This is a genomic window from Clostridium boliviensis (assembly GCF_033342255.1).
GTDB classification, from domain to species: domain Bacteria; phylum Bacillota; class Clostridia; order Lachnospirales; family Lachnospiraceae; genus Lacrimispora; species Lacrimispora boliviensis.
Map to the genome: position 1 here is coordinate 127033 of NZ_JAWONS010000240.1, position 26556 is coordinate 153588.

A 26556-nucleotide genomic window follows, 5' to 3' on the forward strand; every position below is an offset into this window, starting at 1 on the left:
TTATTGTCCTCCCTTTAATTTTTGATTTTCTTCCTGAATGTGCTGATATAAATCTCTGATTTTTGGATTATCATTGAGCATTTTTTCATGAAGCGGAAGAACCATTTTCTTAAATGCATCTACATCAACATCGATGAATTCCACACCCATCTCAGTTTTAGCCTTTACTTTCGCTGCATCTATACTCTTATCCCATTCAGCAAGCTCTACTTCTGTGGAGCGTCTGGCCGCCTCTTTAAAAACTTCATACTCTTTTGGGCTTAAGCTGTTTAAAAATTTCAAATTACCAACCAGCATATCCGGTACCATCTGATGCTTATTATAAGAGTAATATTTCGCCACTTCGCCATGCTTGTTATTGGTAAGCGCCAGCTCATTGTTTTCCGCTCCATCTATGACTCCCTGCTGTATGGCAGTATACACTTCTCCAAATCCCATAGGAGCTGCTGCTGCGCCAAAGGACTGCACCATTGCTACGCTGGCAGGGCTTTGCTGCACACGGATTTTCTTTCCCTTTAAATCATCCGGTGTACGAATGGGTGTCTTGGCATAGAAATTTCTGGTTCCTGCATTGTACCAGGTGACAACACGGAATCCCGCGTCGTCAGTAGACTGATAAATATTCTGCATATAGTCCGTATCTTCCATAACTGAGCGGTACACATCTTCGGAGTCAAATAAATACGGCATACTGAATATTTCATATACATCCGCGAAGGTTTCCAGATTTGCTGTGCCTGCAACTACAAAATCAATTGCTCCTGTCTGTGTAAGTTCAATTGCTTTCTGGGCTGAGCCAAGAATCTCATTGGGAAATATCTGCACCTCATACTTATCTCCAAGCTGTTCCTCCACATACTGTTTAAATGCAAGAAGACCTAAATGCTCCGGATGTGTCTCAGCCTGTGCGTGTGAGATCCGTATGATCCTTTTCCCTGAAGTTGCCATACTGCAGCCACTAAGTCCTGCTGCCAAAGCAGCTGCCAGAATGCCCGCTGCCAGTCTCTTTAAGAATTTCTTCATATGATTTCTTTCCTTCCATCTGTTTTTAAGATGTAATACGACAAAAAAAATAAGCCCCGGATTATCTGATTGAGCGAATCAGCAAGGGCCATTGCCTGCCTGAATACTTTCTCAATTATATAACCTGAAGCTTTTTTTTGTACCGTAGAGGATTGTCTTCCAGGAAGAATATTTTAACATCCTCCCTGGAGCTTTCGACAATTTGCATAAATATATATATTTATTTTTGTGCATTCTGACCATCGCGAAATTCTGAAGGAAGCATTCCGGTAATTCGTCTGAATACCTTAGCAAAATAATTGGAATCAAAATATCCCACCTGTATACTCACGTCCTTTACACTGGCATTTTTATTCATAAGCAGCTTTTTCGCCTCACTGATTCTGACCTTTGTCAGATAAGTGGTGAAATTCTGGTCAAAACACTGCTTAAACAGCTTACAAAAATAGGCATCGGAATAGTGAAGCATCCGGGCTGCATCCTGCATGGATATTTCCTTCATATAATTATTCTTTATATATTCCAGAATCCTTGCTGCTACTTCACTTTTAGCATCTCCATCTTCTGATTCATGGAGTTCTGAATCAGGTTCATGAGGTTCCGGACCAGCATTTGAACCGATATCTGCGAGGCGCATGGCTTCTTCCATGACAGCAAGCAGCTCCTCTTCTTCACAAGGTTTTAAAAGATAATCCAGAGCCCGTATGACAATCGCTCTCTTCGCATAGGAAAATTCATCATATGCAGTTAAAAAGATAATGACACAATCCCTGCTTAAACTCCTGATCCGCTCTGCTGCCTCCACACCGTTTAGTTCCGGCATGGCAATATCCAGAATTGCGATCTGACACTTTTCCCTCTCAAAAATGGCAATTGCATCTGCTCCGTCAGCCGCCTCACTGATTGCGATACTGTCACCAAAATGTTTGATCAGCCTTCTTGCCAGCGCCATTCGTTCGATCTGCTCATCATCTGCCAGTAATATACGATACATATATCTTGCCTCCTTACGAATTCTTTCGGTAGTCCGGGGTAAAGGCAAGCTGTACAGCCGTTCCTTTACAGGGACTGCTGAATATGGATACCTCCCCATCCTGATACATCCCATGGACTCTCCGGTAAATATTCCCCACACCGATCCCTGTTTTTGTTTCATTTCCCTCTCTTAATGAGCTGCGGATTTCTTCCAGAGTTTCTTTGCTGATTCCTTCTCCCGTATCTGCTACGGATATTACCAGCTTTCCTTCCTTCAGCCAGGAGCGGATAAGAATCTTTCCTCCCCTGCTTCGTTTGGAAAGTCCATGTATAACTGCATTTTCCACAAGGGGCTGCAGCGAAAAGGAGGGAATCAGTATGTCAAGGGTCTGGGGACTGCAGTCTGTCATATACTGGAATCGCTGTCCGAAACGCATCTGCTGCAGATACATATAATCCTGAACTACCTTTAATTCCCGCTCTAGAGGCATCACAGAATCCGTTGACTTTAAGTTATAGCGGAAAAGACTGCTTAGCGCAGAGATCATTTTCTCTGTTACTTTGGCTTCCTCAATCTGTGCCATGCTGGATATCATGTTTAAGGTATTAAAAAGGAAATGGGGATTGATCTGGTTTTTAAGCATCTGCAGGCGAACCTCATCCAACTGCTTTTCCATCTCATGCTTTTCCGTTAATGCACGAATATAACCGCGGGTTGAAGATTTCATGGAAGAAAAAGCCCGTACCAGTCCTGTTATTTCATCGTCTCCTTCTTTCTTCACATCTTCGCCGGAAAAATCATTCTTCCCGATTCTTGCAGAATCCTCAGCCAGTTCCACCACAGGGCGTATAATGCTGCGGTTAATGGAACGGTTTAGAAGCTTAACCAAAAGCAGGGAAACGACACCCCAGATTATACTGACCAGCGGGATAATCACCAACAGATAGCGGTTGCTTTCGTAGCTTTCATTGCCCTGTTTTACTGTCATCTGTTCCAACTGTCCTGCATGAGTAGTTAAATACCCCTGCACTCTGTATATCGTATATAGTTTTTCCGTATAATCCGAATCCTGCTTTGTCAGTTTATGAAACGATTCCCGGTATCCGGAATAACTTTCATACATATTCCGGATCGACCATACTTTTGCATACTGATACCGCCCGGTCTTCTTATAATCATAAGGAAGCTGGTCAACCGCCCGCTTTGTGTTCCGGCAGGCCTTGCGGTATGCATCACGGCTGTCTTCCGTTTCATCCCTTATATAAGAAGCAAACGCATTCTTTTCATTCTCCATTGCTGACCAGAATGCCAGACTCTGGGAATTGTTCCTTAATACAGAACTGAATCCTCTCATACCAAACCCAGCCACCATAAAGTTGGCTATAATCGATAATATTACCACAGCAGCTCCGCTGGCTGTAATATAATTCACCTTTTTCTGTAGGGAAAGTGTACCCCAGAACCTATGCAGCCGGCTGTTTTTCTTATTTTCCATTCCATTTCACCTTTCAAACGTGTAATTCACGGTAATTGGCGTTTTAAATCAGAGTATATCAGTTCTTATCTTGTTTTTCAAGCGTCTATCCTGACCCTGCTGTTTCTTTAAACTTTTTATAACCAGGAATCCGGTTTTTTATTTTTAGTAAAAAAAGGAGCTATTGCTCCAATAGATGATTCATCCATTTTTGCAACAGCCCCATAAGTTTAAATTCATAATCACTTAATATCCGGTTTTCTTTCAAATATTCCCCATATTACAAAAATTAGCCCTAGTGCAATAAGAAAATATGATAGTATTAAGAATGGTAATAATCGGTAATTGATTGCAGCCTGCCAAAATTTACCTATTTCTTTATATGATTGCACGTCATTTATGGACAGCCACGTAACTATTATAAATGCTATTTGTAATAATGTGCCAGATATTATACAGCATGATCCAGATATCACTTTCTTCATGTTAAAAGACCTCTAATTAAACATATTGTCTTACTACAATTCCACAAGGCAGCATAGTTTCTCCCGATCCTTGCGAATACCATAATCCTATGGAATTTGAATACTCATAATAGATATCGTATGTTTTTTTCCTATAATTTACGTAATATCTAATATTATTGATTTTTCCAGATGGGACTTCTATATGCAAACTTTTAGTAAATGATGATTCTTCACCTATTGAAACTCCAAAATTCGCTTCGAAAACCGACGTAGGAATAGAAACTCCAGCTGTAATTTCAACTTTTCCAGTAACACTATATTCATTGTCAATTGACGCTGGACCTTGTATAGAAAGTAGACGTTAAACGTTTTGCTTTAAAATTATCTTGAGGCACTTTTTTTATTGCAGTCGGTTTCAACTCGTATTCATTGATAATAATTTTATTGACGGATTGAGGATTTATTCCATCTTGCAATGCCATTTTTTCAATAGTATTGCGATCAGTAATCACCTTCTCCCCCTCTGCCTTAGTATTATAATTACCGGTTGATGCGTTTGATATCACATAATTTGATTGAAAAAATAAACCTGTACATAATAATAACAATAAGATCTTTTTCATTTAATTTCTAATCATCCGATTCTCACCATAACGAGCACCCCCTTTTTTTTAGATTAAGCCTTATTTTTATGAATTTCAATCCATACGCCAAAATTATACAAGTTAGAGGCCAAAATCAGCACTTTATAACGTATTTTTACAAGGAGGGTCGGATACATTATATAACGCAAACTCCATAGACAGAATTGAAAATGACTAAATGTATTGGTGCAATTAAGAATATATTTATCTCTATTGACTCTTTTTAACTAATGTGATATACTTGGCAAGTAGTTTAATAAAGTCGTGATTTCGCATGTATACGTAAGTCATTATTCTATTGGTGATTTACTTATATATGCGATTTTTAGTTAGGCAAATATAATTTTAAAATTAAGGAGGTATCTTTCATGAAAGGTACAGTAAAATGGTTTAATGCACAAAAGGGATTTGGTTTTATCAGCGATGAGCAGGGCAACGAAGTTTTCGTTCATTTCTCAGGTCTTGCTATGGACGGTTATAAGTCTTTAGACGATGGTCAGTCTGTAACATTTGATATGGCAGAAGGTAAACGCGGACCACAGGCTGTTAATGTTAAACCTGCATAAACACTTATTTAAAAGACCACTTCTAAGCGGTCTTTTTTTAATTTCTCCACCAATCCTTCTGCATTTCCATTCACAGCCTTATTGTTCATATCATGCCTGAAGCAAAAAAATACCCCACATGCGACGCCTTTGCCGCACATGGGGTATTAAAAAGGGGAGGATAAGTATTCACTTATCTTTGGTATAATTCTATTATCACCCATTCCATTGTTTTTATTCACATAAAATATATTTATTTATGAAGTGCGGACAGTTTTTTCTTTAATCCTTCCAGATAAATCATATCCAGTCTGCGTTTTGCTTTCAGAGATTTTACATCTTCATCTTTTAGCTGCTCATCTATCGCTGCGATCCGCTCTTCACATTCTCTAATCTGCTCAATCAGCAGGGATCTGCTGGGCTTTTTCATAATCACCGGCAAATCAAGCGTTCTGGTAAGGAAACGGGAGACAGCTTCCTCCGTCTTCGTCTCATTCTCATAAAGCCGCTTATAAAAATCGCACACTGCCAGATAAAGATTTTCATAAGACTTTAACGCCTCACCGTCAGCTCCGGAAACCACAATTGTTCCATCCTGAATAAAAAAGCTGATTCTTTCTTTATCTTCTTTCTCCAGGCTGTATTTGCTTTCATCTATTTTATCCAGCTTTAATCCTTCCGCAATCAGATCAAATACATACCACTTCAGTTCACTCGTTATCAAACCGTTTAATGATTCCAGTCCGATCTCTTCCTCATGCTCCATCTCGTATCTCCAATCCTTTCCTTTTGCTGTTCTCTTTCGTACCGTTATTATACAGGAACCTTCTCCACAGCTCAACCATTATTTCAAAATTTCAGTTTGATCCGTCCTAAATCATGGGATGTCCCAATTAAATATTGGTGAGGCGTTCAAAAAGAGTATTGATATCAATTTGTCCATATCCCCATACGTTATTGGGGTATGTATTAGCAGGATTGCGCCTCGCCCCTCTTATAAGAAGACGATTTACATCAATCCCAGCTATGGTTGTATAGTTCCCTCTGGGAACTGCCCATTCAAAAACCATTGCTTCAATTCCGGTTGCCTGCGCGGCTGCACAGCCACTTCCGGTAATGGTACCATACTGATTTCCAGGTACTGCGCAGACCAGTTGATATCCCGGTGCTGCAATATCTGGTTTTATATATCCGGTTCTTGTATACCCTCTGCCGGACTCCGGTAATATGCTGTCGTTTGCCGCATTGTATGCAGTCACCCCCAGCGGGTGGGTAGAGGTGCCGGGAGCAGTAATGGTTGTATCAGGATTGGAATTTAAGAAAAAGGTGTCTTTACTAATTAAATCACCAGACGGAAGCCAGGAATGTAAAGCGAAGGCTTCATTTTCCAGATTCTGCACTTTTATAGTCCAGATACCCGGGATCGGATTCTGAAAGCGGATTAAAATCAGCTGATCACCTGTTTCTTCTTCAAAAATATAGTTATTGATATATACAACGCTATCGTTTAATACAAAAGAAAATCTTCTGCATTCACCAAGGGAAGGATATACCTGTCCGGTTGTTTCTCTGTTTGGTACCGTGATTTCGATAGAAAGTCTTGCAGGAGCAAATGGCCATATCTCCATAGAAAACAGCTTATCGTTTTCTCCGACTCTCATTTCAAATTCGTTCACGAAAGGCTCTGCGGAAGTATTATTATAATAATGCCTTCGCTTATTCGCTTCATTTCCTGCTGAAATTACGACCCCTGTAAGAGGCTGCTCTGCGAAAAAATTGGTAATATAGCTGGTCGCCCCCCTGCCATCATGGCTGGACTGATTCGTTCCCATCGCGACACAGATGACGATCGGACGGTTCAGCTTGCGTGCAAGCGCTACGACATAACTGATTCCTATAATTAAATCGGATTCCTGATAGCATTCAGCATCTTCCGGAACAAAGAAAATCCTTTTCAGCGAATTTTTTGCTGGTTTTAATTTTACAACCACCAGATCCGATTCCGGTACAACACCGCTAAACGACTGAGCCGGATTTGGTTTTCCTGCTATGACACTGGCAATCGCAGTACCATGCCCATTGGTATCTACAGAAGGAACGATGGATAAGGGATCTTCCGAGCGCAGTGCCACGTTAATGTGCTCTCTGGTATATTCAGTCCCATAGGTAAATCCGGCTGGCGGATTGCCGCTTTGAATGGTCTGATCCCATAAGGAGAGAATTCTGGTTGTTCCATCGTTGTATAAAAAAGCCTGATGCTGATAATCAATACCGGTATCAATAACAGCTACCAATACCCCCCGTCCAAACAGCGCAAGATAGGGAGTTCTCTGAACTGTTCCTATTCCTGATTTTTCAAGGCTGATTACAGAGCTAAGCGTCAGCACAGAGGGAAATGCGTTATAAGGATATGTGCCTAAAGCACAGGGGTCCGGCGGCATACTTGGAATTGGGATATGAGCCAGGGAATGTCTTAAATCCATGTAGGTAATATTATCTCCTGTGTCATAATCAGATTTCATCACATTGCTGATAATGAGATCAAAATAATTTTCATCCAGTATTTTTTGCATAAGCAGGCCTCCCTGTCTATCACTTATGGTACATATGATATATCTTATGCAAAAAGGTACTTAATATGAGACCATTCATAATAGAAAAAACAATGCATAAAATATAGCATATGCCTGGAGTGCTGAAATAAAGGAGATCGGATAATGTTAAAAATACTGGACAACGATTATTATGATATGATAATTAATAATTTCATGGTTCCCAACTTCGGCTCCAGTGACAGTCTAACACTGCTAAACGGCAATTTCTCTCTGCTTCATGTCTCGCAAAAAAACAAAGATCTCTGTGACCTGGGGAGAAATCCCTACCATTATTTTCCTTCCCTTTATACGCTCACCTCTGTTATCGGCAGACATCTCTCCCCTCCTTTGCATACTGTTCAGCAAAATCCTGATTTTATCTTATCTGGACAGGGAATTATCATAGGGATTGTAGATACAGGAATTGACTATCAGCATCCGGCTTTCTTTAACAGGGATAAAACAACTAAGATTTTATCAATCTGGGATCAGACCATTCAGAGTGGTCCCCCACCCCAGGGATTTACATTTGGTACGGAATATACTAAACCAGCCATCAATGGTGCTTTAAACTCATCAGAATCCTTTTTGACTGTTCCAACGACGGATACCAATGGACATGGAACTGCTATCGCAAGCATTATAGCCGGAAGCCAGAATAATGATCCGCCATTTCAGGGAATTGTCCCCAATGCCGACATAGCAGTAGTCAAACTGAAAGAGGCCAAAGAAAACTTAAAAGTGCTTTTTTCCGTACCTGATGACAGGCTGTGTTATCAGGAAAGTGATATTGTTCTTGGAATTCGCTATTTGACAATTCTTGCCCAAAGACTGAAGAGACCTCTTGTCATATGCCTGGCACTTGGAACCAGCCAGGGAGGTCATGACGGTAAAGGGGTATTAGCCAGGTACATTGATGATTTGGTTCAGGTGCCGGAAATCGGAATCGTCACCTCTGCCGGGAATGAAGGAAATAACGGCAGACACCATTTTGGCTCTGTGGTTTCTCTTCCATACACAAGTAATTTTCAGTTAAACGTAGGCAAAGGAGAAAGTAAATTCGCTATGGAATTGTGGACGGTCGCCCCAGGGCTGCTTTCTATTGAAGTCACTGCTCCAAACATGGAGAAGATTCCCAGAACAGATCCAACCTTTATTAATTGTACAAAGTATCAGCTCAATTCCGGCCAGAGCACAGTCTGGATCAATAATATAGGATTTGAACAACAAAGCGGGGAACAACTTATTCTTCTGCGTTTTGATAATCCGCTTCCGGGAACCTGGTATTTTTATGTCAAAAGCACAGAAAACGAACGCTTCGCTTATAATGTCTGGCTTCCTTCCGGAAACTTGATTTCTGATAACACATTTTTTCTGAATCCTGACCCTGATACTACCATCACATCACCTGGCAACACCCAAAATGTGTTCACAGTAACTGCCTATAACCAGCAGAGCGGAAATATCCTGAATGAATCTGGGAGAGGATATACAAAAAGCGGTCTGGTAAAGCCCGACGTAGCTGCCCCCGGTTATAACATCACATGTGCGATCCCAGGAGGACAGTACGGAACTTTAACTGGAACCAGTGCTTCTGCCGCACAGGCTTCCGGTGCTATGGCTATGCTGTTTGAATGGACTCAGGGTAAAGGAAATCTCACTTCAGTTACCGGAGAACAGGCAAACAGGATGCTGATCCGCAATGCACAGCGAAATCCGTCATATCATTATCCCAATCAGATCTGGGGCTATGGAATCCTGGATCTTTACGGGCTATTAAAACGGCTCTATACTAATTTATAAACCTGGTTCATATACAATATAAATAAAAAGAGAAAGATGATTTCCTGCAGTGAAATCACCTTTCTCTTTTTAAGATGTCTGATTTTTCGAATCCAGCTGGCTGGTACAGTGGGGACATCGTTTTGCTTTTGGATGGATGGGCTGATAACAATATGGACACTTTTTGTCCTCTGTTATGGAAGTCGTTTGAGATTGTTTCTTCCCATTCATAGCATTGATTGCTTTTATTATAATGAATATTACAATTGCCATGATCAGAAAATTAATCACAGCGGTAATAAAGGAACCATAGGCAAATACAGGACCCAGTGCCCGGGCATCCGAAAGGGTCTGAACGGAAGAACCTTCAGGAGCCTTATAAAGGAGCAAAAACTGGTTGGAAAAATCCACCCCTCCTGTGATCACGCCAATTAAGGGAGAGATGACATCCTTAACCAGAGAACTCACTATTCCCTGAAATGCCGCGCCTATAATAACGCCGACTGCCAGATCGACTACATTTCCCCGGAGAACGAATTCCTTAAATTCTGTAACAATCCCCTTTTTCTTACTCATCGTATCATTCCTCTTTTCTTTCAGCCTCACGTTCCATGGTTTCTGTATCATAGGATTGGTGAAACCCTGCAAGAATATACCCAAATATCAGATTCCAATTACATTTTCTGCATTTTCTTTTACCCATTCCCTGGCAAATGCAGAAAATACTCTGACTGTTGGGCGCAGCGTTTTACCGGAAGGCACACAAAAATAGATGATGCGGGATACTTCCGGATCCAGAGCTCTTCTTACGTACCCTGCGGATCCGTAAGAATCCAGAACAAGCTTTGGCAGAATACTGATACCGCAGCCTCCGCATACCATGGCTATGACTGCCTGATCGCTTAGAAATCCGCTATGCTCCATCAGTTTTCCCTTTGCCTGGCGAAGCATCCTTCCCACGCAATAGCTGGTTCCTTCACTGGGAATCACAAACGTTTCTCCTTTTAAATGAGTAAGAGTAATTGTTTCACAGGCACAAAGAGTATGCTCCGGAGGCAGTATCACATAATAGGGATCTTTTACCAGCGGGGTCTCATTTTCTTTTCTGCTTGATTCAGCCGTAATGGCGCAGTCAATGACGTCTTTGGAAAACCAGTCTTTCATGATTTCATAATTGATTGCATCATTCATAAATAAATTCACCATCGGGTATTTCTTTCTGAATGCGATTATCATCTGAGGCATCCATTTGACAGCTACACTTGTGATTACACCAATCCGGATCTTTCCATGCTGTATATTCTCCTCTCCTGCCATCTGTCTGATAAGTTCTTCCTTTTCTGTCAGTTCCTTTGCAGCCGGGTAAATTCTTTCTCCCTCTTCTGTCAGGGATACACCGTTTCTTCCTCTGTAAAGCAGCTTGATTCCCAGCTCCTCTTCCATGGAAGAGATCATGTGGCTGGCTGCAGTCTGGGAATAATTCAGCTGAGCCGCTGCTTTTGAGAGATTTCCGGTCTCCGCCGCTCTTACAAACAGAATATATTTATTCACGTCCATATGATTTGTCCTTTCGGTTTTAAATCTACTTGGATTATACATGAATTTCTCTCATGATACCATTGAAATTTCATCATTATATTAAGAAAAAAATTCATGGTAAAATCAAGAAAATCATACCTATAACGGAGGATATAATGAATATAGCAATTCTCGGCGCCGGAGCAATGGGCAGTCTGTATGCCAGTTATCTGGTGCCCTTTCATTCTGTCACACTGATTGACAGTTTCACCCCTTTAATCGAACATATTAATACAAAGGGACTGGTGAAAGTCAATCACGACCATACGGAAACATCAATAAAAGCAAAGGCTGTTTTAAGTGGGACCAGGCTTGTGTATCAGGATCTGGTTATCGTTTTTGTAAAAGGGATACATACCTATGAGGCCATGAAAAACAACCAGTCCCTGTTTGGACCGGACACTATTGTCATGACCCTTCAAAATGGGGCCGGCAATAACCGGGATATCGCACAGTTTGTCCCCAGAGAACGGATTATCGTTGGTACCAGCAGCCACAACAGTGTCTCCCTTGAATTAGGAAAATTCTACCACTCCGGCTGCGGTCCCACCAACATCGGTCCTGATCTTCCCTGTGAAGAATCTCTGCAAGGTGTAAATAAGGTGGCACAGGCACTTAAGGAAAGCGGCCTTACGGTAAATATCATAGAAAATATCCAATACGTCCTCTGGCAGAAGCTGGTCATAAACTGCGGCATCAATGCCTTAAGCACTCTGATGCAGTGCCGGATCGGTGAAATCTATACCAATCCCTGGCTTTGGGATCTGTGCAGAAAAATCGTCTATGAGTGCGTATTGATTGCAGAAGCAGACGGTACTTATCTGGACAGAAAGGAAGCTCTTATCGCAGTTCAAAAGGTCTGTGAAAATGACGCCGACGGATATGCCAGCATGTATCAGGACAGACAAAAGCAGAGGCTGACGGAAATTGACAGAATTAATGGTGTGGTTGCCAGCCTGGGCGGCAGTTATGGCATCCTGGCCCCCTGCAACAGCATGCTTGTCACTCAGATACATGCCATGGAGCAGATGTATTCTAATTCTTAGACCTTCCATTATAGCACCAGACTTTTCCTCTGTGTTATACTATATCTACAGAATGGAGGTTCCGGTAATTATGAATACCTATAGAACATCAGAAATTGCAAATAAAACAGGAATTCACCCCAACACAGTACGGCTTTATGAGAAGTTGAATCTGATTACTAAACCAGAGCGCCTGCCCAATGGATACCGCGTTTATACGGACCTGCATCTAGAACAAGTCCGATTTATAAGAATGGCATTAAAAGCGGAAATACTGCAGAATGGTCTTAGAAAACAGGTAATTGCCATTATAAAGAAAGCGTCATCTCTGGGATTTGACAGCGCACTGCTTATGAACGGAGCTTATTTACAGCAGATTCATAATGAACAGAAACGTTCAGAAGAAGCAATAGAGATAACGAAAAAACTGTTATCCGGGAAAACAGAGGAACAGGAAAATAAAGTTTATACGAGAAAAGAGGCAGCGGATTATTTAAATATTTCCATGGACTCCCTAAGAAATTGGGAAATGAATGGACTTCTCAAAGTTAAACGGCGGCTTAACGGCTATCGAATTTATACCGGAGAAGACATTCTACGTTTAAAGATAATACGATCACTGCGCTGTGCTAACTACTCGCTTTCAGCAATTCTCCGAATGCTTGATGCGCTGTCTAAAAGTCCTATGACCGATATACGGCAGGTTATTAATACTCCGGCCGAGACTGAAGATATTATTTCTGTATGCGACCATCTGCTTACCGCACTTTCGGAAGCAGAGACACTTGCAAAAGCTATGGAAGTCCAGCTGAAAAAAATGAAAAAACTTCTTTCTTCCAACCCTACATTTTAACACCAGACTTTGTTCTGGTGTTATTCTCTTTTTATCAGAAAAAGGAGGGAAAAAAATGGATTTCGTAATCAAGACCGAAAAACTGACAAAATCATATGGCAGTTTGACAGTTCTCGACCAATTTGACTTATCGGTGAGAAGGGGAGAGATCTGGGGGCTGTTGGGAACCAATGGCGCAGGAAAAAGCACCGCAGTGGAGTGCATTATAGGTACCAGAAAAGCAGACTATGGAACTACAGAAATTCTTGGAATGGATCCGCAAAAAGACCGTAAAAAAGTGTTCCAGAAAGTAGGTGTCCAGTTTCAGGAAAACAGTTACCAGGATAAAATCAGGGTTTCTGAACTATGTGAGACAACCGCCTGCCTGTACAATAATCCCATGGACTCAAAACTTTTGCTGCACCAGTTCGGACTTTCTGACAAGCTTAATTCAATGGTAAACGAGTTGTCCGGCGGACAGAAACAGCGTCTGTTTCTGGTACTGGCTCTGATTCCACGACCGGAGGTCATCTTTTTAGATGAGCTGACCACAGGTCTCGATGTCCGGGCGCGGCGTGATGTATGGAACCGGATTCTGGACTTGAAAGAAAATGGACTGACAGTGGTTCTTACTTCCCATTTCATGGACGAAGTTGAAATGCTGTGTGATAAAATTATGATTTTAAAAAATGGAAAAACAGTATTTCGAGGTACAGTACCAGAAGCCATTTCAGAAAGTCACTGCCCCCAACTGGAGGAAGCATACTTCTATTTCACAGAGGGGAGGTCCCGCAATGAAAGCGTTTAGAACAATATTAAGAACAGAGTGTAAATTGTCACTACGGGGAATGGATATGTTTATTTTCGCAATATTTATGCCTGTAACAATTTTTATTCTTTTGGGAATTATCTATAAAGACAAACCTGCTTTTGACGGTGCCGGCTACACATTTATGGACCAGTCTTTCGGTGCTGTATCAACCATTGCAATCTGCGCAGGGGGCGTTATGGGACTTCCCCTTGTGGTATCTGATTACCGGAAAAAGCATATATTAAAACGTTTCCAGGTAACACCTGCAAGCCCGATACTGATACTCGCGGTACAACTCACCATTTATGCCATGTACTCCTTTGCTTCCCTCATTATGGTCTACAGTGTGGGAGTGGTTTTCTTCGGTCTACATTTAAAAGGTTCCCTTCTGATTTATTTAGCCGCACATTTGCTGGTGATGATGTCCATGTTTAGTATCGGACTTTTGGTGGGAGGAATTACTCCAGACGCAAAAACAGCCGGCGCTGCCGCCAGCATACTCTATTTCCCCATGATTATTTTTTCAGGTGCTACCCTTCCCTATGAAATTATGCCGACTGTACTTCAAAAATTCTCTGATTTCATGCCACTTACCCAGGGGATTAAACTACTGAAAGCTGCAGCACTGGGATCTCCTTCCAAAGATTTATTCCTTCCTGTTTTATTCATGAGCGCAACAGCATTTTTATGCATTGCCCTCACCCTCCGTTTTTTCCGGTGGGAATAAGCAGCTGTTTTCATTGACAACTAAACAGTTCTATGCCATAGTTAAATCATCAGCCATTTATCTGCTATGGAGAACTCTCATGAAAAACATTCCCAACTACATTACAGCAATCCGTCTTGCTCTGTCTGTGCTTTTATATTTTATTACGGACAATTGGACACTTTTTCTTATGATCTATTTTGTGTGCGGCATAAGCGATGTGCTTGACGGCTTCCTTGCAAGGATGTTTCATCTTCAGACAAAAACAGGAGCCAGGCTTGACAGCCTGGCCGACTTTATATTTTTCTTTTCCGCTTTTTTCAGAATGCTGCTTTCTTATGGGCTGACCATACCATCTCCGGTTATCTGGGGAACCATTCTGGTTGCACTGATCCGCTTTTTCAACCTCTATATTACAAGGAGAAAATTCGGACTGACCGGTATTCTTCACACGATAGGGAATAAGCTTTCCGGATTCATCTTTTTTATTGCATGTCCGGCAGCTGTAATGATGGATGATCTGTCTCTTTGGATTGTATTCATTCCCTTAATTTCTTCATTGGAAGAAACATTCATTCTCCTTCAGTCAAAAACTTATGATCCTGATATCAAGAGCTTTTACCATATATCGAATAAATAACTGTCTAATCAGTCCGGTTTGATCTTTCCTTCATTATAGTGCTTCCTGCAAAGGGATACATATTTTTCATTTGCTCCCATAAGGATCTGCTCTCCGTTCCTCACAATCGTACCATTTTCATCAAGCCTTGCATTCATTCCTGCACGGCTTCCGCACCAGCAGACTGTTTTTAATTCCGTAACTTCATCTGCCAGCTCCATAAGACGTTTGGATCCCGGAAAAAGATGAGAAGTAAAATCCGTCCGCAAGCCATAGCAAAAGACCGGTATCTCATACTGATCCACAATATAAGCAAGTTTATCTATATCTGATTCCTCAAGAAACTGTGCTTCATCTACAATTATAACATCGGATTTTTTCAGTTCTTCAGGATCGTATTTCTGCAATTGGGACCATACAATGCAATCAGCTTCCAGTCCAATCCTAGATCTGATCTTATTAATCCCATCTCTGGTTTCAATATCCGGCTTTACCAGCAAAACCTGTTTTCCCTTTTCTATAAAGTTATATCTGGTCATCAGTGCATTTGCCGTCTTAGAACTTCCCATGGCCCCATATCTGAAATATAATTTAGCCATTCCTGTCTCCTTTGTCTTCAATCATTCGCGTTGCATCCGCCAGTTGAATTTTACCACAGACATGGTGGGAAGTCCATATAGAAAGAGTCTTTATTCTGTCGCATACTATCCGAAATGCCCTGTAATATATTGTTCCGTTTCATGGTTATCCGGAGAGAAAAACAACTGGCTGGTTTCATTATATTCGATCAGGTTCCCTAAGAGAAAGAACGCCGTCTTATCTGAAATGCGGCTTGCCTGCTGCATATTATGAGTCACAATTATGATGGTGTATTTTTCTTTTAAGCTGACAATTAATTCCTCTAACTTCATTGTAGATAAAGGATCCAGCGCAGAGGTTGGCTCATCCATAAGTAATACCTCCGGCTCTACTGCTAAAACACGGGCAATGCATAAACGCTGCTGCTGACCTCCTGAAAGTCCCAGTGCACTTTTATGAAGCCGGTCTTTCACTTCCTCCCAGACAGCCGCCTGTTTCAGGCTTTTTTCAACAATCTCATCCAGTTTACATTTCTGATTGATTCCATTGATACGAGATCCGTAAGCCACATTTTCATAAACGCTTTTTCGAAATGGATTGGGCTGTTGGAATACCATTCCCACTTTTTTGCGAAGTGCAATGGCATCCATATCACGATAAATATTGACTCCCGATAAAGCAACCTCCCCCTCTACACGTACATCAGGCTCCAGCTCATTCATACGGTTTAACGTTTTTAAAAAGGTTGACTTTCCGCAGCCTGACGGTCCGATCAGCGCAGTAATTTCGTGTTCCTCAATTTCCATACTGATCTGTTTGAGAGCCTGGAATTTCCCATAAAATAAATCCAGCTGCTTTATGGAAAATTTGGGCTTACGATCTAAATTCATTCTTCTGATCCTCCGGATTTTCTTTTAATTCGTTCCGACATAATTCTTGCGGTCAAGCTGAATCCAAGAATCAGCATCACCAGGATTGCAGATGAAAAATTCGCAATTTCAGTGGCGTGAGGATTTAAACTTCCTTCCGTACGCATCACCCAGATATGAAGCGCAAGGGTCTCACCCGGACGAAACGGGTTAAGCGCACAGGTTGGTGAGGTAAGATTCCAGTTTGACCAATTAATATTCGTACTTTGCCCTGCTGTATACAAAAGTGCTGCCGCTTCCCCGAACCCGCGGCCTGCTGCCAGTATCACTCCTGTAATAATCCGGGGCAGGCAGGCGGGAAGAAGCACCTTGAAAATCGTCTGCCACTGGGTTGCCCCCAGAACATAGCTTCCATTTTTATATCCGATTGGAAGGTTGCGTATGGCATCTTCTGTGGTTGTTGTAATTAACGGCAGACTTAAAATAGAAACAGCCAGAGCGCCGGCCATAAGATTCCATTTTGCCCCAGTCATGAGAATAAATACGAGATATCCGAACAATCCCACTACAATAGAGGGTAAAGAGGATAGAGATTCAATGCTTATTCTGAGGAAAGAAAGAATTTTTCCTTCTTTCGCATATTCTGCCATATAGATTCCTGCTGCCACTCCAATGGGAACACTGATAAGAAGAGATAAAAAAACAAGGTAGATGGTGTTAAACAACTGATTTCCCACACCTTCCCTTCCAAATGACAGAAGACCAGGATAAAATCCCATTAAACCACTGATAATTATGGCACCTGCCAAAAACAGAAGAAATAATAATATAAAGCCTCCAACGATATAGAATAAGATAGTCATTCCTTTGTCTACAGATTTGGATTTTTTTATTCGCAGTTCTATGGTATCAGACTTCACCGGATCCACTCCCCTTTCGAAGCAAAACATGAATTAAAAATATAAAAAACATTGAAATCAGGAATAAAAGAAGTGCCATTGTCCATAAAGCCAGATTATGCTCTCCTCCATCTGCAGAATTGCCCATGTCTGCTGCAATTGCTGCCGTTAAATTATTTGTAGGTGATAAAAGGGAAGATGGAAAGGCTCTGGTCTTACCGATTACCATGGCAACTGCTAAGGCTTCTCCAAATGCTCTGGATAGTCCAAGAATAATACCGGTAAAGATTCCAGGAAATGCAACCGGCAAAACAACCCGGTAAATCACCTGCCACCTGGTTGATCCCATTCCATAGGCAGCCTGATAATATTCCTTTGGTACGTTTCGTAAGGCATCGGCAGAAAGCGCTGTAATGGTGGGAAATATCATGACTGCCAATACAATACTGGCTGCCAGAACAGAAAATCCACCCATTTTTGCTCCAAATGTATTCTTAATAAAAGGGACCAGAACCGTTAATCCAATCCACCCATAAACGACGGAAGGAATCCCCATAAAAATTTCAACTGCAGGCTGGAAAAGCTTCTCTCCGGCATCGGGCGAAATTTCCACCATAAATATAGCTGCAGCCAGGCTGAACGGAGTTGCTATCAAAAGACTCAGACCGCAGGTTAACAATGAACCAAATATGTATATGGCAGAGCCTACCTTTCCTCCTCCTTCGTTGGCACTATCCATAGGTGACCATTCCGACGAAAACAGAAATTCACTTAATGTGTGATGGTACTTGGTAAACGTTCCAGTTCCTTTTGCAATGAGAAAGAGTCCAATGGAGAGAGTCAGAAGTATGATTAAGATTCCGCAAACCGTAACCAATCCCCGCCAGAAATATTCATTGCGAAACTTGTGCAGCGTATTCTTTTGCGATGCCCCATCTTTGATACTTTCAAAATTCGACAATTTTAACACCTCTTCTGAATAAAATGAAATGCCGGACAGGCACAAAAGCACCTGCACGGCAAAAGAATGGTTTCAATCCCAGTTCTTTACTGATGACTTTTCACTGCTTGATCTGAAAGTTTGGAAGAAGCACCATACCCCATAGCTTCGATGTTAGAAGCAAATGCATCACTCATCATATATTTGATATATGCCTGAGCAGATTCACTGCCCTCCCCTTTGGTATACATGTGTTCATATCCCCATACTTTGTAAGTTCCATTGTAAGTATTTTCCAGTGTCGGAGCAACACCATCGATCGCAACTGCCTTAACTTTATCATTATTAACCAGATAGGAAAGAGCTACATATCCGATGGCAGCATCATTGTCTTCTACAGTCTGAAGTAGCGTACCGGAATCATCTGTCTCAAGCGCGGACTCTGAAGCTTCTTCTACTCCGCCTAATGCCCAGGTCTTAAACAGTGCACGTGTTCCGGAGGAGGTTGGTCTGGTTACCAGCATAATCTCTTTGTCCGGGCCTCCCACTTCTTTCCAGTTCTTAATTTTTCCTGTAAATATATCTGTTATTTGTTTTGTGGTAAGATTATCAACGCCCAGACTCTTATTTACTACCGCTGCCATGGTTACGGTACAAACCTTGTGGTCTGTCAATTCAGAAGCTGCAGATGCATCCAATTTTTCTTCTGCAAATACATCGGAGTTTCCAATGTCTACCGCGCCTTGAGATACCTGTTTTAATCCGGTTCCTGAACCGCCCCCATTGGCAACGATGGAGCAATCTGGATTCTGTTTCATAAACTCCTCAGCTGCTGCCTGAGCAAGAGGAAGCAGTGCAGACGAACCGGAAGTTGTAACAGAACCCTTTACCTGCTCAGCCGCTGGTGCTGCTGCCTGACTGCTATCCTCATGACTGTCAATTGCTTTTTTAGATAGTTTGGAGGAAGCGCCGTATCCCATTTCTTCTATATTGATTGCAAACTCATCACCCATCATATATTGAATGAACGCCTGAGCCAGATCACTTCCATCCCCTTTGGTATACATGTGCTCATATCCCCATACCGGATAGGTACCGTTATATGTATTTTCAAGAGTTGGCTCAACCCCGTTAATGGCAACTGCCTGAACTTTATCGTTATTTACCAGATAAGATAAAGCTACATACCCAATAGCACCAGGGTTATCCTGTACTGTTTGTAAAAGAGTTCCGGAATCATCGGTTTCCAGCGCAGTATTGGAAGCTTCTTCTTTTCCATCTAACGCCCAGGTCTTAAATAATGCACGGGTTCCGGAGGAGGTTGGTCTGGTCACCAGCATGATTTCCATATCCGGTCCCCCAACTTCGTTCCAGTTCTTTACTTTTCCAGTAAATATATCAGTCATCTGCTGGCTTGTCAGATCTTTTACTCCCAGACTTTTATTAACAACTGCAGTCATTGTTACGGTACATACTTTATGATCTACCAGATCCTCTGCTGCTTTTTCATCCAGCTTTTCTTTTGCAAATACATCTGAGTTACCGATATCGACAGCACCTTCTGAAACCTGCTTTAAACCGGTTCCTGATCCGCCTCCATTCGCAACTATGGAGCTGTCTGGATTCTTTTCCATAAATTTTTCCGCGGCAGCTTGTACCAACGGAAGCAAAGCGGAGGATCCCGAAGTTGTTACTGAACCGGAAACAGTTTCAGCTTTCGTACTGCTTTCTCCCGTAGTCTCTGTTTTTGCGGTTGTTGCAGCATCCGCCTGGCTGGCTGATGTTTTCTTGTCTGATGTACCTGCGCAGGCAGCCAGACTTGCACATACTGCGGCAGTCAGAATCATAGCAATGGCTTTTTTCATCATCTTTATTTCCTTTCTAAACTTTATTTACTTTATTTAGTATGCTACTGAGAAAATTTTCTTACTATCGAATTTTTGTAATCTATTTGTCAAATCTTAGTAAATTTATCAAAAGATCAGCTATTATTCTTCTATTGGCTGAAACTGGGCACCAACAACCGAATGATATTTTTATATATTAGGTATACTAAAAACACTTCATAAATAACAGGAGGCATAAAATGAGCAGAGATAATTCAAAAAAAAGCACAAGTAACCACAAAAAGGAAGATGGCACCTTTCATTCAAAGCATATTAACCATAATCCCCAGGCAGAAAGCGCAAGAGCCGTATTCGGGTTAAAGGAAGATAATTCAAAAAGATAAGAAGGAGGGGTTATTCATGTCTAATTATACCGGAGTTGTAAAATGGTTTGATAATGAAAGAGGCTATGGCTTCATCTCTACCAACGATGGTGAGGATGTCTTCGTACATCATTCTCAGGTAAAAGAAAAAACGCATTACAAAGATCTGCACGAAGGCGAGTCTGTCAATTTTGACGTCAGAAAAGGGGAAAAAGGGCTAAGTGCTTTTAATGTCCAGAAAAACGATTAAACTATAAGGAGTTGTTGTCTAATGAAAAGAATCCATTACGAGATATCAGGTATTCAGAATAAAGATGTCAAAACACAGTTAAAAAATGCTTTGGATAAAATAGATGGAATTTCTATGATAAACATCGACGCGGGCAGAGGTTCCATTGAAGTGGGATACAATCAATCTACGGATGAGAATTCCATAAAATCGTGTATTGAAACAGTTGGATGTGAGATAACAGGGCGGTCCTGTGAGGATAGCCATTAGAATCCTTAAGCGTGAAACGGCAGAAAAACTATAACCGGACCTTTCCCGCTTGTTTATTGTCTATATGTTAGTTATTACCATAATAATTTTATAGATTATGCTCATAATAATAATGTGTTCAAAAAAAAACACATCATTATAGACGAAGGTATCAAGTCATGGATGGCAATGCGGAAATAACAATAGGTTGTTAATGATGTATTGTTGACAGCTTAAGCCTTAGTTAGAAAAATGTCCTCAAATTAATTTTGGGGGCATTTTTCTTTTAAACATTTTGCTCTATTACCATGAGGAACAAAGGCGTTCAGCCTCTCCACGTCCCTTAATCTCAGATACGTGGTGGAAAACCAGAAGAGGTTTACTCATTTATGCTTTCTTCCATATATCCGCTACTCCATGCTGCGATCTCTATTTAACTGACTAATCTATTATAACATCTCCGCATGAAAAAAATCCTTAAATCTTGGGTTTCATAGACTCATGTTGCTTTTGTTTTATTTCATACCAAACATCTTCACCAATATCTTTTAAATCTTTAACATTTGAACTCGAAAATCCATCATAAATAAATTGCAAAGCTCTATAATCTTCACCTTGAAGAATCAAAAAGCCCACATTAAAGTTAGATTCTGAAAAATCGTATCTATAATCATGAGAATAAAGTAACGACTGAGAGAACACATAATATCGGTATCCCTCATTATCAACCTCACATATTTTTGACAATTCCTTATTGCCTAATTGGTTTTTATCATTATAAATTTTTCCGTAGACATATAAATTTTCATTATACAAATGCAGTGTTTCATCATCCATACCTTCTATCTTAACTTTTGCAATTACGTAGGGTGTATATGAATTACCTACATCTGATTTTTCCTGATACAGTTCACATGATGATAATTCAAGAATATGTCCTTTGAATTCCATATCATAAGGCAAAGTTCTCAAATCAAATATTACTCTTTTATCTCCTTCGATAATACTTACATCTTTATTAGTTTCAGCATTAGTTTGCGCTTCCCCGCCATCTTTTGAACAAACCGTTATAAAGATGATTCCAAGAGCTAAAGCCATTATTAAAAAGTACTTTTTCATAGTACTCCCCCCATTCGTATATATGAAACATACCATACTTTTTTGTATTATTCAAGAAGAGAGCTGTCACTTCTCAAAATGTATAAAACAATCATTACCATAAATTTATTAAGTATCCTAGTCACTAAAAAAATATGAGTGCTATAATCAATTATTTTTTATCACTTTTAATATATTTAATACAGCATATTATTATACAAATTAACGTCACCAATTCTAATGCCCGAAAAACCACTGCAAATATTGCAGTTAGAAGCGCCATATATTGCATAATTATCACCTCCTATAAATTCAAATATAAAGGGAATTGTGGGAATGTTAATCAATATTAAGTAGTCCAGAATTCTCTTTACATATTCAATTTATTGGCCTTACATTATTCTCATAATCTTTGCTATAAATTATAACTGTTTCTTTAATGTATATAGTCTGATATCATCCGGAAAACCGTTGACTTCCCCACAAATAACATATCCTCGCTTTTGATAAAAAAGTGGAGCTTGAAAAGAATATGTTGTCAGATGAGCAATTTGGCATCCAGCGTCTATTGCTTGATGTTCAATTACTTCCAATAAACGTGATGCTATTTTTTGTCCTCTATAAGCTTCCTGCACCCAAAGAACCTCTATTTCTAAGGAGGAGAGATAAGTAGATCCCGATACACCTCCCACAATAACCCCCTTTTCATTTCGTGCTATATTCGTAAACTCTATATTTGGTACTTTTAATTTACCGTTTGTTTTTTTCATATTGTGCTCAAGCAACCCATTTACACGAACTGAATTAAAAAACTCTTGTTCATCACAATCATTATAAATAGTTATAGACATTTTTGTCACCCCCATAAAACCAATGTAATAATCTTTTATAAGTAGAATATCATCAAACCTGCTAACTATCAATATTAAGTTCTCAATGTACTTTAATTCATTAAATTCTAATTCATAAACTATATCTAATGATATACCAGTCGAAATCGCTCATAAAACACTACCATTATTCATTCACAGTTTTTTCATAAGTCGTACAAAAATTATTTACATCTTCTACAAACTTACTTCACATGTATCCTATATACTGATTAATATAAACAAGAACAACTCCAAACTTGTTTTATAAAACTTTTTTTCATAACTCGCCGGTGAAACCCACATTTCACCGGCTCCTCCCTTTTTATGGTCTTTTTTCTATTTCCTTTCTTTACCAATTCCCTTATATCCTTTAAATCTGGTTGCAAAGATGTCCTTTCTATTATAGAATAGGTAACGTGCACCTGGTATATGCAGATTTGGAGGAAATGATACATGAAGAAAAATGTAATCGTAGGACAATCCGGCGGACCTACAGCTGTGATTAACGCAAGCCTTTACGGCGTCATTAAAGAAGGAAAGGCTCACGAAGAGATCGGACGTGTATACGGCATGATCAATGGCATAGAAGGCTTTATGTCCGGAAATTATATGGATTTGACCAATGATTTAACATCGGAGGAACTGGAGTTATTAAAGCTGACACCTGCTGCGTATCTGGGTTCCTGCCGTTATAAACTGCCTGATGATTTATCATCCCCTTTCTACCCCGCACTGTTTGAAAAATTCCGTGCTATGGAGATTGGATATTTCTTTTATATTGGCGGAAATGATTCTATGGATACTGTAAGCAAGCTCTCCCGCTACGCTTCCCATCACGGAAGCAGCATCCGCTTTATCGGCGTTCCAAAGACAATTGACAATGATCTGGTCCACACTGACCATACGCCTGGCTTTGGAAGCGCAGCCAAATATGTGGCAGATACCGTTCGGGAGATTGTTTTGGATTCCAGTGTTTATCAGCAAAAATCAGTTACCATAATTGAACTGATGGGTCGTCATGCAGGCTGGCTCACTGCTGCCAGCTCACTTGCAAGAAAATTTGATGGTGATAATCCTGTTTTAATTTATCTTCCTGAATCCGATTTTGATTTTGAACAGTTTGCAGATGATGTGGATAAGGCCTTATCCAAAAAGAACTCTGTAATCATCTGTATCTCTGAAGGTATTTCAGATGCAAGCGGAAAATTCATCTGCGAATACACCGACGAAGTCCGTACCGATACATTCGGCCACAAGATGCTGACTGGTAGCGGAAAAATGCTGGAGAATTTCGTCCGCAACCGTTTTGGCGTAAAGGTTCGTTCTATTGAACTCAACGTGAACCAACGCTGCAGCGGCATGCTTGCATCAGCAACGGATATTGAAGAGGCTGTTACAGCCGGCAGAGAGGGAATAAAGGCTTCCTTAAACGGCGGTACAGGCCTGATGATCGCTTTCAAACGAATTTCCGATTCTCCTTATGAGATGGAATGTGTTACGGTTGATGTAAATGATGTGTGCAATAAGGAAAAGCTATTCCCATCTCACTGGATCTGTGACCATGGAACCAATGTCACCGAGGAATTCCTTGCCTATGCACTGCCTCTCATTAAAGGCGAACCGGACAGGATTATAAAGGATGGCAGACCTCTCTATCTTTACAGATCTTAATAGCGTCTATTTGCAGAATATTATAGGGTTGATTTTAAGCTGACAGCATATGTTCCGCTTGAAATCAACCCTTTTTCCCTATACGAATTACATGTTTTACATTTTTTATATTATTTTTATTAAATAAGTAATTTTTTCAATGCTTGCCTCATATGCTTATAATAATAGATATTTCTATTTCTAACGCACTTATGGGAGAAAGCGAACAATGGACGGAGATGTTTTTTTAGACCGCATACCATGCGGCATTCTAAAGCTGAAGGCGGAAGAAGGCTTTCCAGTTATTTATTCTAATACAGCAATAAAAAACTGGTTCCAGTCTCCTTCCTGTCTTGAAGATATGATCTGTGAATCGGAGTTCAGCAAAATTACAGATAAAATTCACAATCATATGGAGCTTGAATCCAGTATCTTCAGGCTGGAATTCAGAGCTAAAACAATGGATAACCGCTGCTGGTTCTCCATCGATTTTCATTTTATACAAGAAGAAGAGCTATTCTATTGTTCTGTATCGGATATCAGCTGCCTGAAACGAAGCTTAGAAAGCCTTCAGGTTCAGGAAGAGCAATACCGCCTTGCAAGCCGGCACTCCGGCTGTATGGTATGCATCTATGATATACCAAACAGAACCCTTTCTCCTTCCGCAGAATTTACCAGATGCTTCCAAGCTCCTCTTTCCGTGCCTCTTTCTCCGGAATTTTTAATAGAGAACGGCATTGTACATAAGGAAAGTATCATGGATTTTCTGGAATTTTACGAGGATATGGAACGGGGTTCTCCAGAAGGGGAATGTGTAGTCAGACTTAAAACAGGTTTAGGAAAATACCACTGGTTTTCAAAGCATTACTCACTGGTATACACGGAAGAAAAAAAGCCGCTTCGAGGTATTATTTCCTATCAGGATATTACAGATCAATATGAAAAAGAGCTGGCATATCAGCGCTGGGCAGAGTATATGCGGGAACAAAAGAAAGACTGTATCGGATATTATGAATATAATACAAAGTCGGATCTGTTTGAGGAAATAATCGGAGAAATGACTCGCAATATCCCGGAAGATGCAAGAAAATCATTTTCGGATATTATGAATTATATCGCGGAACACGAAATTTACGAAGAGGATAAAGAATCTTACATAAACTTCTTTAATAAGGAACACTTACTTTGCCAGTACTACCAGGGGAACCGTTCTCTCCACCTGGAACACCGCCGGTTAAGGGAGGATGGCAGCATCTGCTGGACTCTGGGCATGGTACAAATAGTTACCGACCCGTATACAGATACCATTAAAGCATTTATTCTGATTAAAGATATTGATGCTTCAAAACGGGAGGCTCTGACCTTGCATGAGCTGTCACAACAGGACTGTCTGACAGGACTCTTAAACCGGGCTGCTGCAATCCGGGCGATCCGTCATATCCTTAATAGCAGCAAAGGCCATCATATCCTGATTATGCTGGATATCGACCAGTTTAAGCAGCTCAATGACAACTATGGGCATCAGTTTGGAGATAAGGCGCTTCACAGAGCTGCATCCAGATTGAAATCCGCCCTCAGAAGAGATGATGTCTTCGGCCGTTTAGGCGGCGACGAATTCATCATACTTCTTAAAGATGTGTCTTACAGTATGGATTTATATTCCCGTTTAGAGAATTTGTGCAGTCTGATCGGAAGTGCTTTGGAACCTGAGGTACATATATCCGGAAGTCTGGGAACAGCCGCTTATCCGGAGGATGGTGTTATCTTTGAAGATTTATATAAAAAGGCAGATATTGCACTTTATCATGCAAAAAAGCATGGAAGAAACCAGTATTCCGTTTATGAATCAGGTATGACCATGTCTGATTGTGAATAAATAAAAGAGA

The 26556-nt window shown here is 40.7% G+C and carries 27 protein-coding genes; 12 read left to right on the top strand and 15 right to left on the bottom strand.

All coding sequences use genetic code 11. The features are described from left to right. From RZO55_RS15360 to RZO55_RS15375, 4 genes are all read right to left on the bottom strand, one after another. A complete protein-coding gene (locus RZO55_RS15360) occupies positions 1-1023 on the bottom strand; it encodes a TRAP transporter substrate-binding protein (protein WP_318065133.1) in 1023 nt (340 codons plus the stop codon). Between the two features lie 220 nt (positions 1024-1243). Further along, entirely contained in the window at positions 1244-2017 is a 774-nt protein-coding gene (locus tag RZO55_RS15365; protein WP_318065134.1) for a response regulator transcription factor, read from the bottom strand. Positions 2018-2030: 13 nt separating this feature from the next. After that, on the bottom strand, positions 2031-3494 hold the full coding sequence (locus RZO55_RS15370) for a sensor histidine kinase (RefSeq protein ID WP_318065135.1): 1464 nt from the start codon (positions 3492-3494) through the stop codon (positions 2031-2033). 772 nt (positions 3495-4266) lie between these two features. Further along, a complete protein-coding gene (locus tag RZO55_RS15375) occupies positions 4267-4563 on the bottom strand; it encodes a hypothetical protein (RefSeq protein WP_318065136.1) in 297 nt (98 codons plus the stop codon). Between the two features lie 389 nt (positions 4564-4952). On the opposite strand from RZO55_RS15375, the gene RZO55_RS15380 reads away from it, so the two are divergent. Next, positions 4953-5150, top strand: a complete 198-nt coding sequence (locus RZO55_RS15380; RefSeq protein ID WP_318065137.1) for a cold-shock protein — start codon at positions 4953-4955, stop codon at positions 5148-5150. A gap of 232 nt (positions 5151-5382) precedes the next feature. Here the strand turns inward: RZO55_RS15380 and RZO55_RS15385 are convergent, their stop codons facing one another. Beyond that, positions 5383-5895, bottom strand: coding sequence for a hypothetical protein (locus RZO55_RS15385; RefSeq protein ID WP_318065138.1), 513 nt, complete (start codon positions 5893-5895; stop codon positions 5383-5385). Positions 5896-6022: 127 nt separating this feature from the next. After that, positions 6023-7702 carry a S8 family peptidase gene (locus RZO55_RS15390; protein ID WP_318065139.1) on the bottom strand — a complete coding sequence of 560 codons (1680 nt, stop codon included), beginning with the start codon at positions 7700-7702 and terminating at the stop codon, positions 6023-6025. A gap of 144 nt (positions 7703-7846) precedes the next feature. Here RZO55_RS15390 and RZO55_RS15395 point away from each other — a divergent pair, with 144 nt between their 5' ends. Then, positions 7847-9526, top strand: a complete 1680-nt coding sequence (locus tag RZO55_RS15395) for a S8 family peptidase (RefSeq protein WP_318065140.1) — start codon at positions 7847-7849, stop codon at positions 9524-9526. A 69-nt stretch (positions 9527-9595) separates the two neighbouring features. Here RZO55_RS15395 and mscL read toward each other — a convergent pair whose 3' ends face one another. Together mscL and RZO55_RS15405 are read right to left on the bottom strand one after the other, a co-directional pair. Continuing rightward, positions 9596-10081, bottom strand: a complete 486-nt coding sequence (gene mscL, locus RZO55_RS15400) for a large conductance mechanosensitive channel protein MscL (protein WP_439100057.1) — start codon at positions 10079-10081, stop codon at positions 9596-9598. 87 nt (positions 10082-10168) lie between these two features. Continuing rightward, the gene (locus tag RZO55_RS15405) at positions 10169-11062 is read right to left on the bottom strand and encodes a LysR family transcriptional regulator (RefSeq protein ID WP_318065141.1); all 894 of its coding nucleotides are present in this window, start codon (positions 11060-11062) and stop codon (positions 10169-10171) included. A 137-nt stretch (positions 11063-11199) separates the two neighbouring features. Here RZO55_RS15405 and RZO55_RS15410 point away from each other — a divergent pair, with 137 nt between their 5' ends. From RZO55_RS15410 to RZO55_RS15430, 5 genes are all read left to right on the top strand, one after another. Further along, the gene (locus RZO55_RS15410; protein ID WP_318065142.1) at positions 11200-12129 is read left to right on the top strand and encodes a ketopantoate reductase family protein; all 930 of its coding nucleotides are present in this window, start codon (positions 11200-11202) and stop codon (positions 12127-12129) included. Between the two features lie 70 nt (positions 12130-12199). Then, on the top strand, positions 12200-12961 hold the full coding sequence (locus RZO55_RS15415) for a MerR family transcriptional regulator (RefSeq protein ID WP_318065143.1): 762 nt from the start codon (positions 12200-12202) through the stop codon (positions 12959-12961). 55 nt (positions 12962-13016) lie between these two features. Continuing rightward, positions 13017-13748: an ABC transporter ATP-binding protein gene (locus tag RZO55_RS15420; protein WP_318065144.1), complete on the top strand. Its 732-nt coding sequence runs from the start codon at positions 13017-13019 to the stop codon at positions 13746-13748. Next, positions 13735-14478 carry an ABC transporter permease gene (locus tag RZO55_RS15425; RefSeq protein ID WP_318065145.1) on the top strand — a complete coding sequence of 248 codons (744 nt, stop codon included), beginning with the start codon at positions 13735-13737 and terminating at the stop codon, positions 14476-14478. Before RZO55_RS15420 ends, RZO55_RS15425 begins: the two co-directional genes overlap by 14 nt. 13 nt (positions 14479-14491) lie before the next feature. After that, positions 14492-15097 carry a CDP-alcohol phosphatidyltransferase family protein gene (locus RZO55_RS15430; RefSeq protein WP_318065146.1) on the top strand — a complete coding sequence of 202 codons (606 nt, stop codon included), beginning with the start codon at positions 14492-14494 and terminating at the stop codon, positions 15095-15097. 8 nt (positions 15098-15105) lie between these two features. Here the strand turns inward: RZO55_RS15430 and RZO55_RS15435 are convergent, their stop codons facing one another. The 5 genes from RZO55_RS15435 to RZO55_RS15455 all read right to left on the bottom strand — a co-directional run bounded on the left by RZO55_RS15435 (position 15106) and on the right by RZO55_RS15455 (position 20231). Next, the gene (locus RZO55_RS15435; protein WP_318065147.1) at positions 15106-15675 is read right to left on the bottom strand and encodes a thymidine kinase; all 570 of its coding nucleotides are present in this window, start codon (positions 15673-15675) and stop codon (positions 15106-15108) included. Positions 15676-15780: 105 nt separating this feature from the next. After that, positions 15781-16545: a phosphate ABC transporter ATP-binding protein PstB gene (pstB, locus tag RZO55_RS15440; protein WP_318065148.1), complete on the bottom strand. Its 765-nt coding sequence runs from the start codon at positions 16543-16545 to the stop codon at positions 15781-15783. Then, positions 16542-17444: a phosphate ABC transporter permease PstA gene (pstA, locus tag RZO55_RS15445; protein WP_318065149.1), complete on the bottom strand. Its 903-nt coding sequence runs from the start codon at positions 17442-17444 to the stop codon at positions 16542-16544. Before pstA ends, pstB begins: the two co-directional genes overlap by 4 nt. Beyond that, positions 17434-18384 (bottom strand): phosphate ABC transporter permease subunit PstC, encoded by a 951-nt coding sequence (pstC, locus tag RZO55_RS15450; RefSeq protein WP_336624311.1) that lies wholly within the window; start codon positions 18382-18384, stop codon positions 17434-17436. Before pstC ends, pstA begins: the two co-directional genes overlap by 11 nt. Before the next feature lie 86 nt (positions 18385-18470). Continuing rightward, a complete protein-coding gene (locus RZO55_RS15455) occupies positions 18471-20231 on the bottom strand; it encodes a phosphate ABC transporter substrate-binding protein (RefSeq protein ID WP_318065150.1) in 1761 nt (586 codons plus the stop codon). Between the two features lie 218 nt (positions 20232-20449). Here RZO55_RS15455 and RZO55_RS15460 point away from each other — a divergent pair, with 218 nt between their 5' ends. Genes RZO55_RS15460 through RZO55_RS15470 form a run of 3 tightly spaced genes read left to right on the top strand, consistent with a single transcriptional unit; the run spans position 20450 to position 21071 of the window. Continuing rightward, complete coding sequence (locus tag RZO55_RS15460) at positions 20450-20593, top strand: CPC_1213 family protein (protein WP_170313619.1); 144 nt, start codon at positions 20450-20452, stop codon at positions 20591-20593. A gap of 16 nt (positions 20594-20609) precedes the next feature. Further along, positions 20610-20822 (top strand): cold-shock protein, encoded by a 213-nt coding sequence (locus tag RZO55_RS15465; protein ID WP_318065151.1) that lies wholly within the window; start codon positions 20610-20612, stop codon positions 20820-20822. Positions 20823-20843: 21 nt separating this feature from the next. Next, positions 20844-21071: a heavy metal transporter gene (locus RZO55_RS15470; protein WP_318065152.1), complete on the top strand. Its 228-nt coding sequence runs from the start codon at positions 20844-20846 to the stop codon at positions 21069-21071. Between the two features lie 456 nt (positions 21072-21527). Here RZO55_RS15470 and RZO55_RS15475 read toward each other — a convergent pair whose 3' ends face one another. Continuing rightward, positions 21528-22169: a hypothetical protein gene (locus RZO55_RS15475; protein ID WP_318065153.1), complete on the bottom strand. Its 642-nt coding sequence runs from the start codon at positions 22167-22169 to the stop codon at positions 21528-21530. Between the two features lie 401 nt (positions 22170-22570). Beyond that, positions 22571-22999 carry a GNAT family N-acetyltransferase gene (locus RZO55_RS15480; protein ID WP_318065154.1) on the bottom strand — a complete coding sequence of 143 codons (429 nt, stop codon included), beginning with the start codon at positions 22997-22999 and terminating at the stop codon, positions 22571-22573. Between the two features lie 474 nt (positions 23000-23473). Between RZO55_RS15480 and RZO55_RS15485 the strand changes: the two genes are divergently transcribed. Then, on the top strand, positions 23474-24691 hold the full coding sequence (locus tag RZO55_RS15485; protein ID WP_318065155.1) for a 6-phosphofructokinase: 1218 nt from the start codon (positions 23474-23476) through the stop codon (positions 24689-24691). Between the two features lie 208 nt (positions 24692-24899). Continuing rightward, positions 24900-26546 (top strand): sensor domain-containing diguanylate cyclase, encoded by a 1647-nt coding sequence (locus RZO55_RS15490; RefSeq protein ID WP_318065156.1) that lies wholly within the window; start codon positions 24900-24902, stop codon positions 26544-26546. Positions 26547-26556: the final 10 nt, after the last annotated feature.

Bases quoted from the DNA above. Each gene is read 5' to 3' on its own strand.
- RZO55_RS15360 (WP_318065133.1), bottom strand. From the start codon at position 1,023: ATGAAGAAATTCTTAAAGAGACTGGCAGCGGGCATTCTGGCAGCTGCT.
- RZO55_RS15365 (WP_318065134.1), bottom strand. From the start codon at position 2,017: ATGTATCGTATATTACTGGCAGATGATGAGCAGATCGAACGAATGGCG.
- RZO55_RS15370 (WP_318065135.1), bottom strand. From the start codon at position 3,494: ATGGAAAATAAGAAAAACAGCCGGCTGCATAGGTTCTGGGGTACACTT.
- RZO55_RS15375 (WP_318065136.1), bottom strand. From the start codon at position 4,563: ATGAAAAAGATCTTATTGTTATTATTATGTACAGGTTTATTTTTTCAA.
- RZO55_RS15380 (WP_318065137.1), top strand. From the start codon at position 4,953: ATGAAAGGTACAGTAAAATGGTTTAATGCACAAAAGGGATTTGGTTTT.
- RZO55_RS15385 (WP_318065138.1), bottom strand. From the start codon at position 5,895: ATGGAGCATGAGGAAGAGATCGGACTGGAATCATTAAACGGTTTGATA.
- RZO55_RS15390 (WP_318065139.1), bottom strand. From the start codon at position 7,702: ATGCAAAAAATACTGGATGAAAATTATTTTGATCTCATTATCAGCAAT.
- RZO55_RS15395 (WP_318065140.1), top strand. From the start codon at position 7,847: ATGTTAAAAATACTGGACAACGATTATTATGATATGATAATTAATAAT.
- mscL (WP_439100057.1), bottom strand. From the start codon at position 10,081: ATGAGTAAGAAAAAGGGGATTGTTACAGAATTTAAGGAATTCGTTCTC.
- RZO55_RS15405 (WP_318065141.1), bottom strand. From the start codon at position 11,062: ATGGACGTGAATAAATATATTCTGTTTGTAAGAGCGGCGGAGACCGGA.
- RZO55_RS15410 (WP_318065142.1), top strand. From the start codon at position 11,200: ATGAATATAGCAATTCTCGGCGCCGGAGCAATGGGCAGTCTGTATGCC.
- RZO55_RS15415 (WP_318065143.1), top strand. From the start codon at position 12,200: ATGAATACCTATAGAACATCAGAAATTGCAAATAAAACAGGAATTCAC.
- RZO55_RS15420 (WP_318065144.1), top strand. From the start codon at position 13,017: ATGGATTTCGTAATCAAGACCGAAAAACTGACAAAATCATATGGCAGT.
- RZO55_RS15425 (WP_318065145.1), top strand. From the start codon at position 13,735: ATGAAAGCGTTTAGAACAATATTAAGAACAGAGTGTAAATTGTCACTA.
- RZO55_RS15435 (WP_318065147.1), bottom strand. From the start codon at position 15,675: ATGGCTAAATTATATTTCAGATATGGGGCCATGGGAAGTTCTAAGACG.
- pstB (WP_318065148.1), bottom strand. From the start codon at position 16,545: ATGAATTTAGATCGTAAGCCCAAATTTTCCATAAAGCAGCTGGATTTA.
- RZO55_RS15455 (WP_318065150.1), bottom strand. From the start codon at position 20,231: ATGATGAAAAAAGCCATTGCTATGATTCTGACTGCCGCAGTATGTGCA.
- RZO55_RS15460 (WP_170313619.1), top strand. From the start codon at position 20,450: ATGAGCAGAGATAATTCAAAAAAAAGCACAAGTAACCACAAAAAGGAA.
- RZO55_RS15465 (WP_318065151.1), top strand. From the start codon at position 20,610: ATGTCTAATTATACCGGAGTTGTAAAATGGTTTGATAATGAAAGAGGC.
- RZO55_RS15470 (WP_318065152.1), top strand. From the start codon at position 20,844: ATGAAAAGAATCCATTACGAGATATCAGGTATTCAGAATAAAGATGTC.
- RZO55_RS15475 (WP_318065153.1), bottom strand. From the start codon at position 22,169: ATGAAAAAGTACTTTTTAATAATGGCTTTAGCTCTTGGAATCATCTTT.
- RZO55_RS15480 (WP_318065154.1), bottom strand. From the start codon at position 22,999: ATGTCTATAACTATTTATAATGATTGTGATGAACAAGAGTTTTTTAAT.
- RZO55_RS15485 (WP_318065155.1), top strand. From the start codon at position 23,474: ATGAAGAAAAATGTAATCGTAGGACAATCCGGCGGACCTACAGCTGTG.
- RZO55_RS15490 (WP_318065156.1), top strand. From the start codon at position 24,900: ATGGACGGAGATGTTTTTTTAGACCGCATACCATGCGGCATTCTAAAG.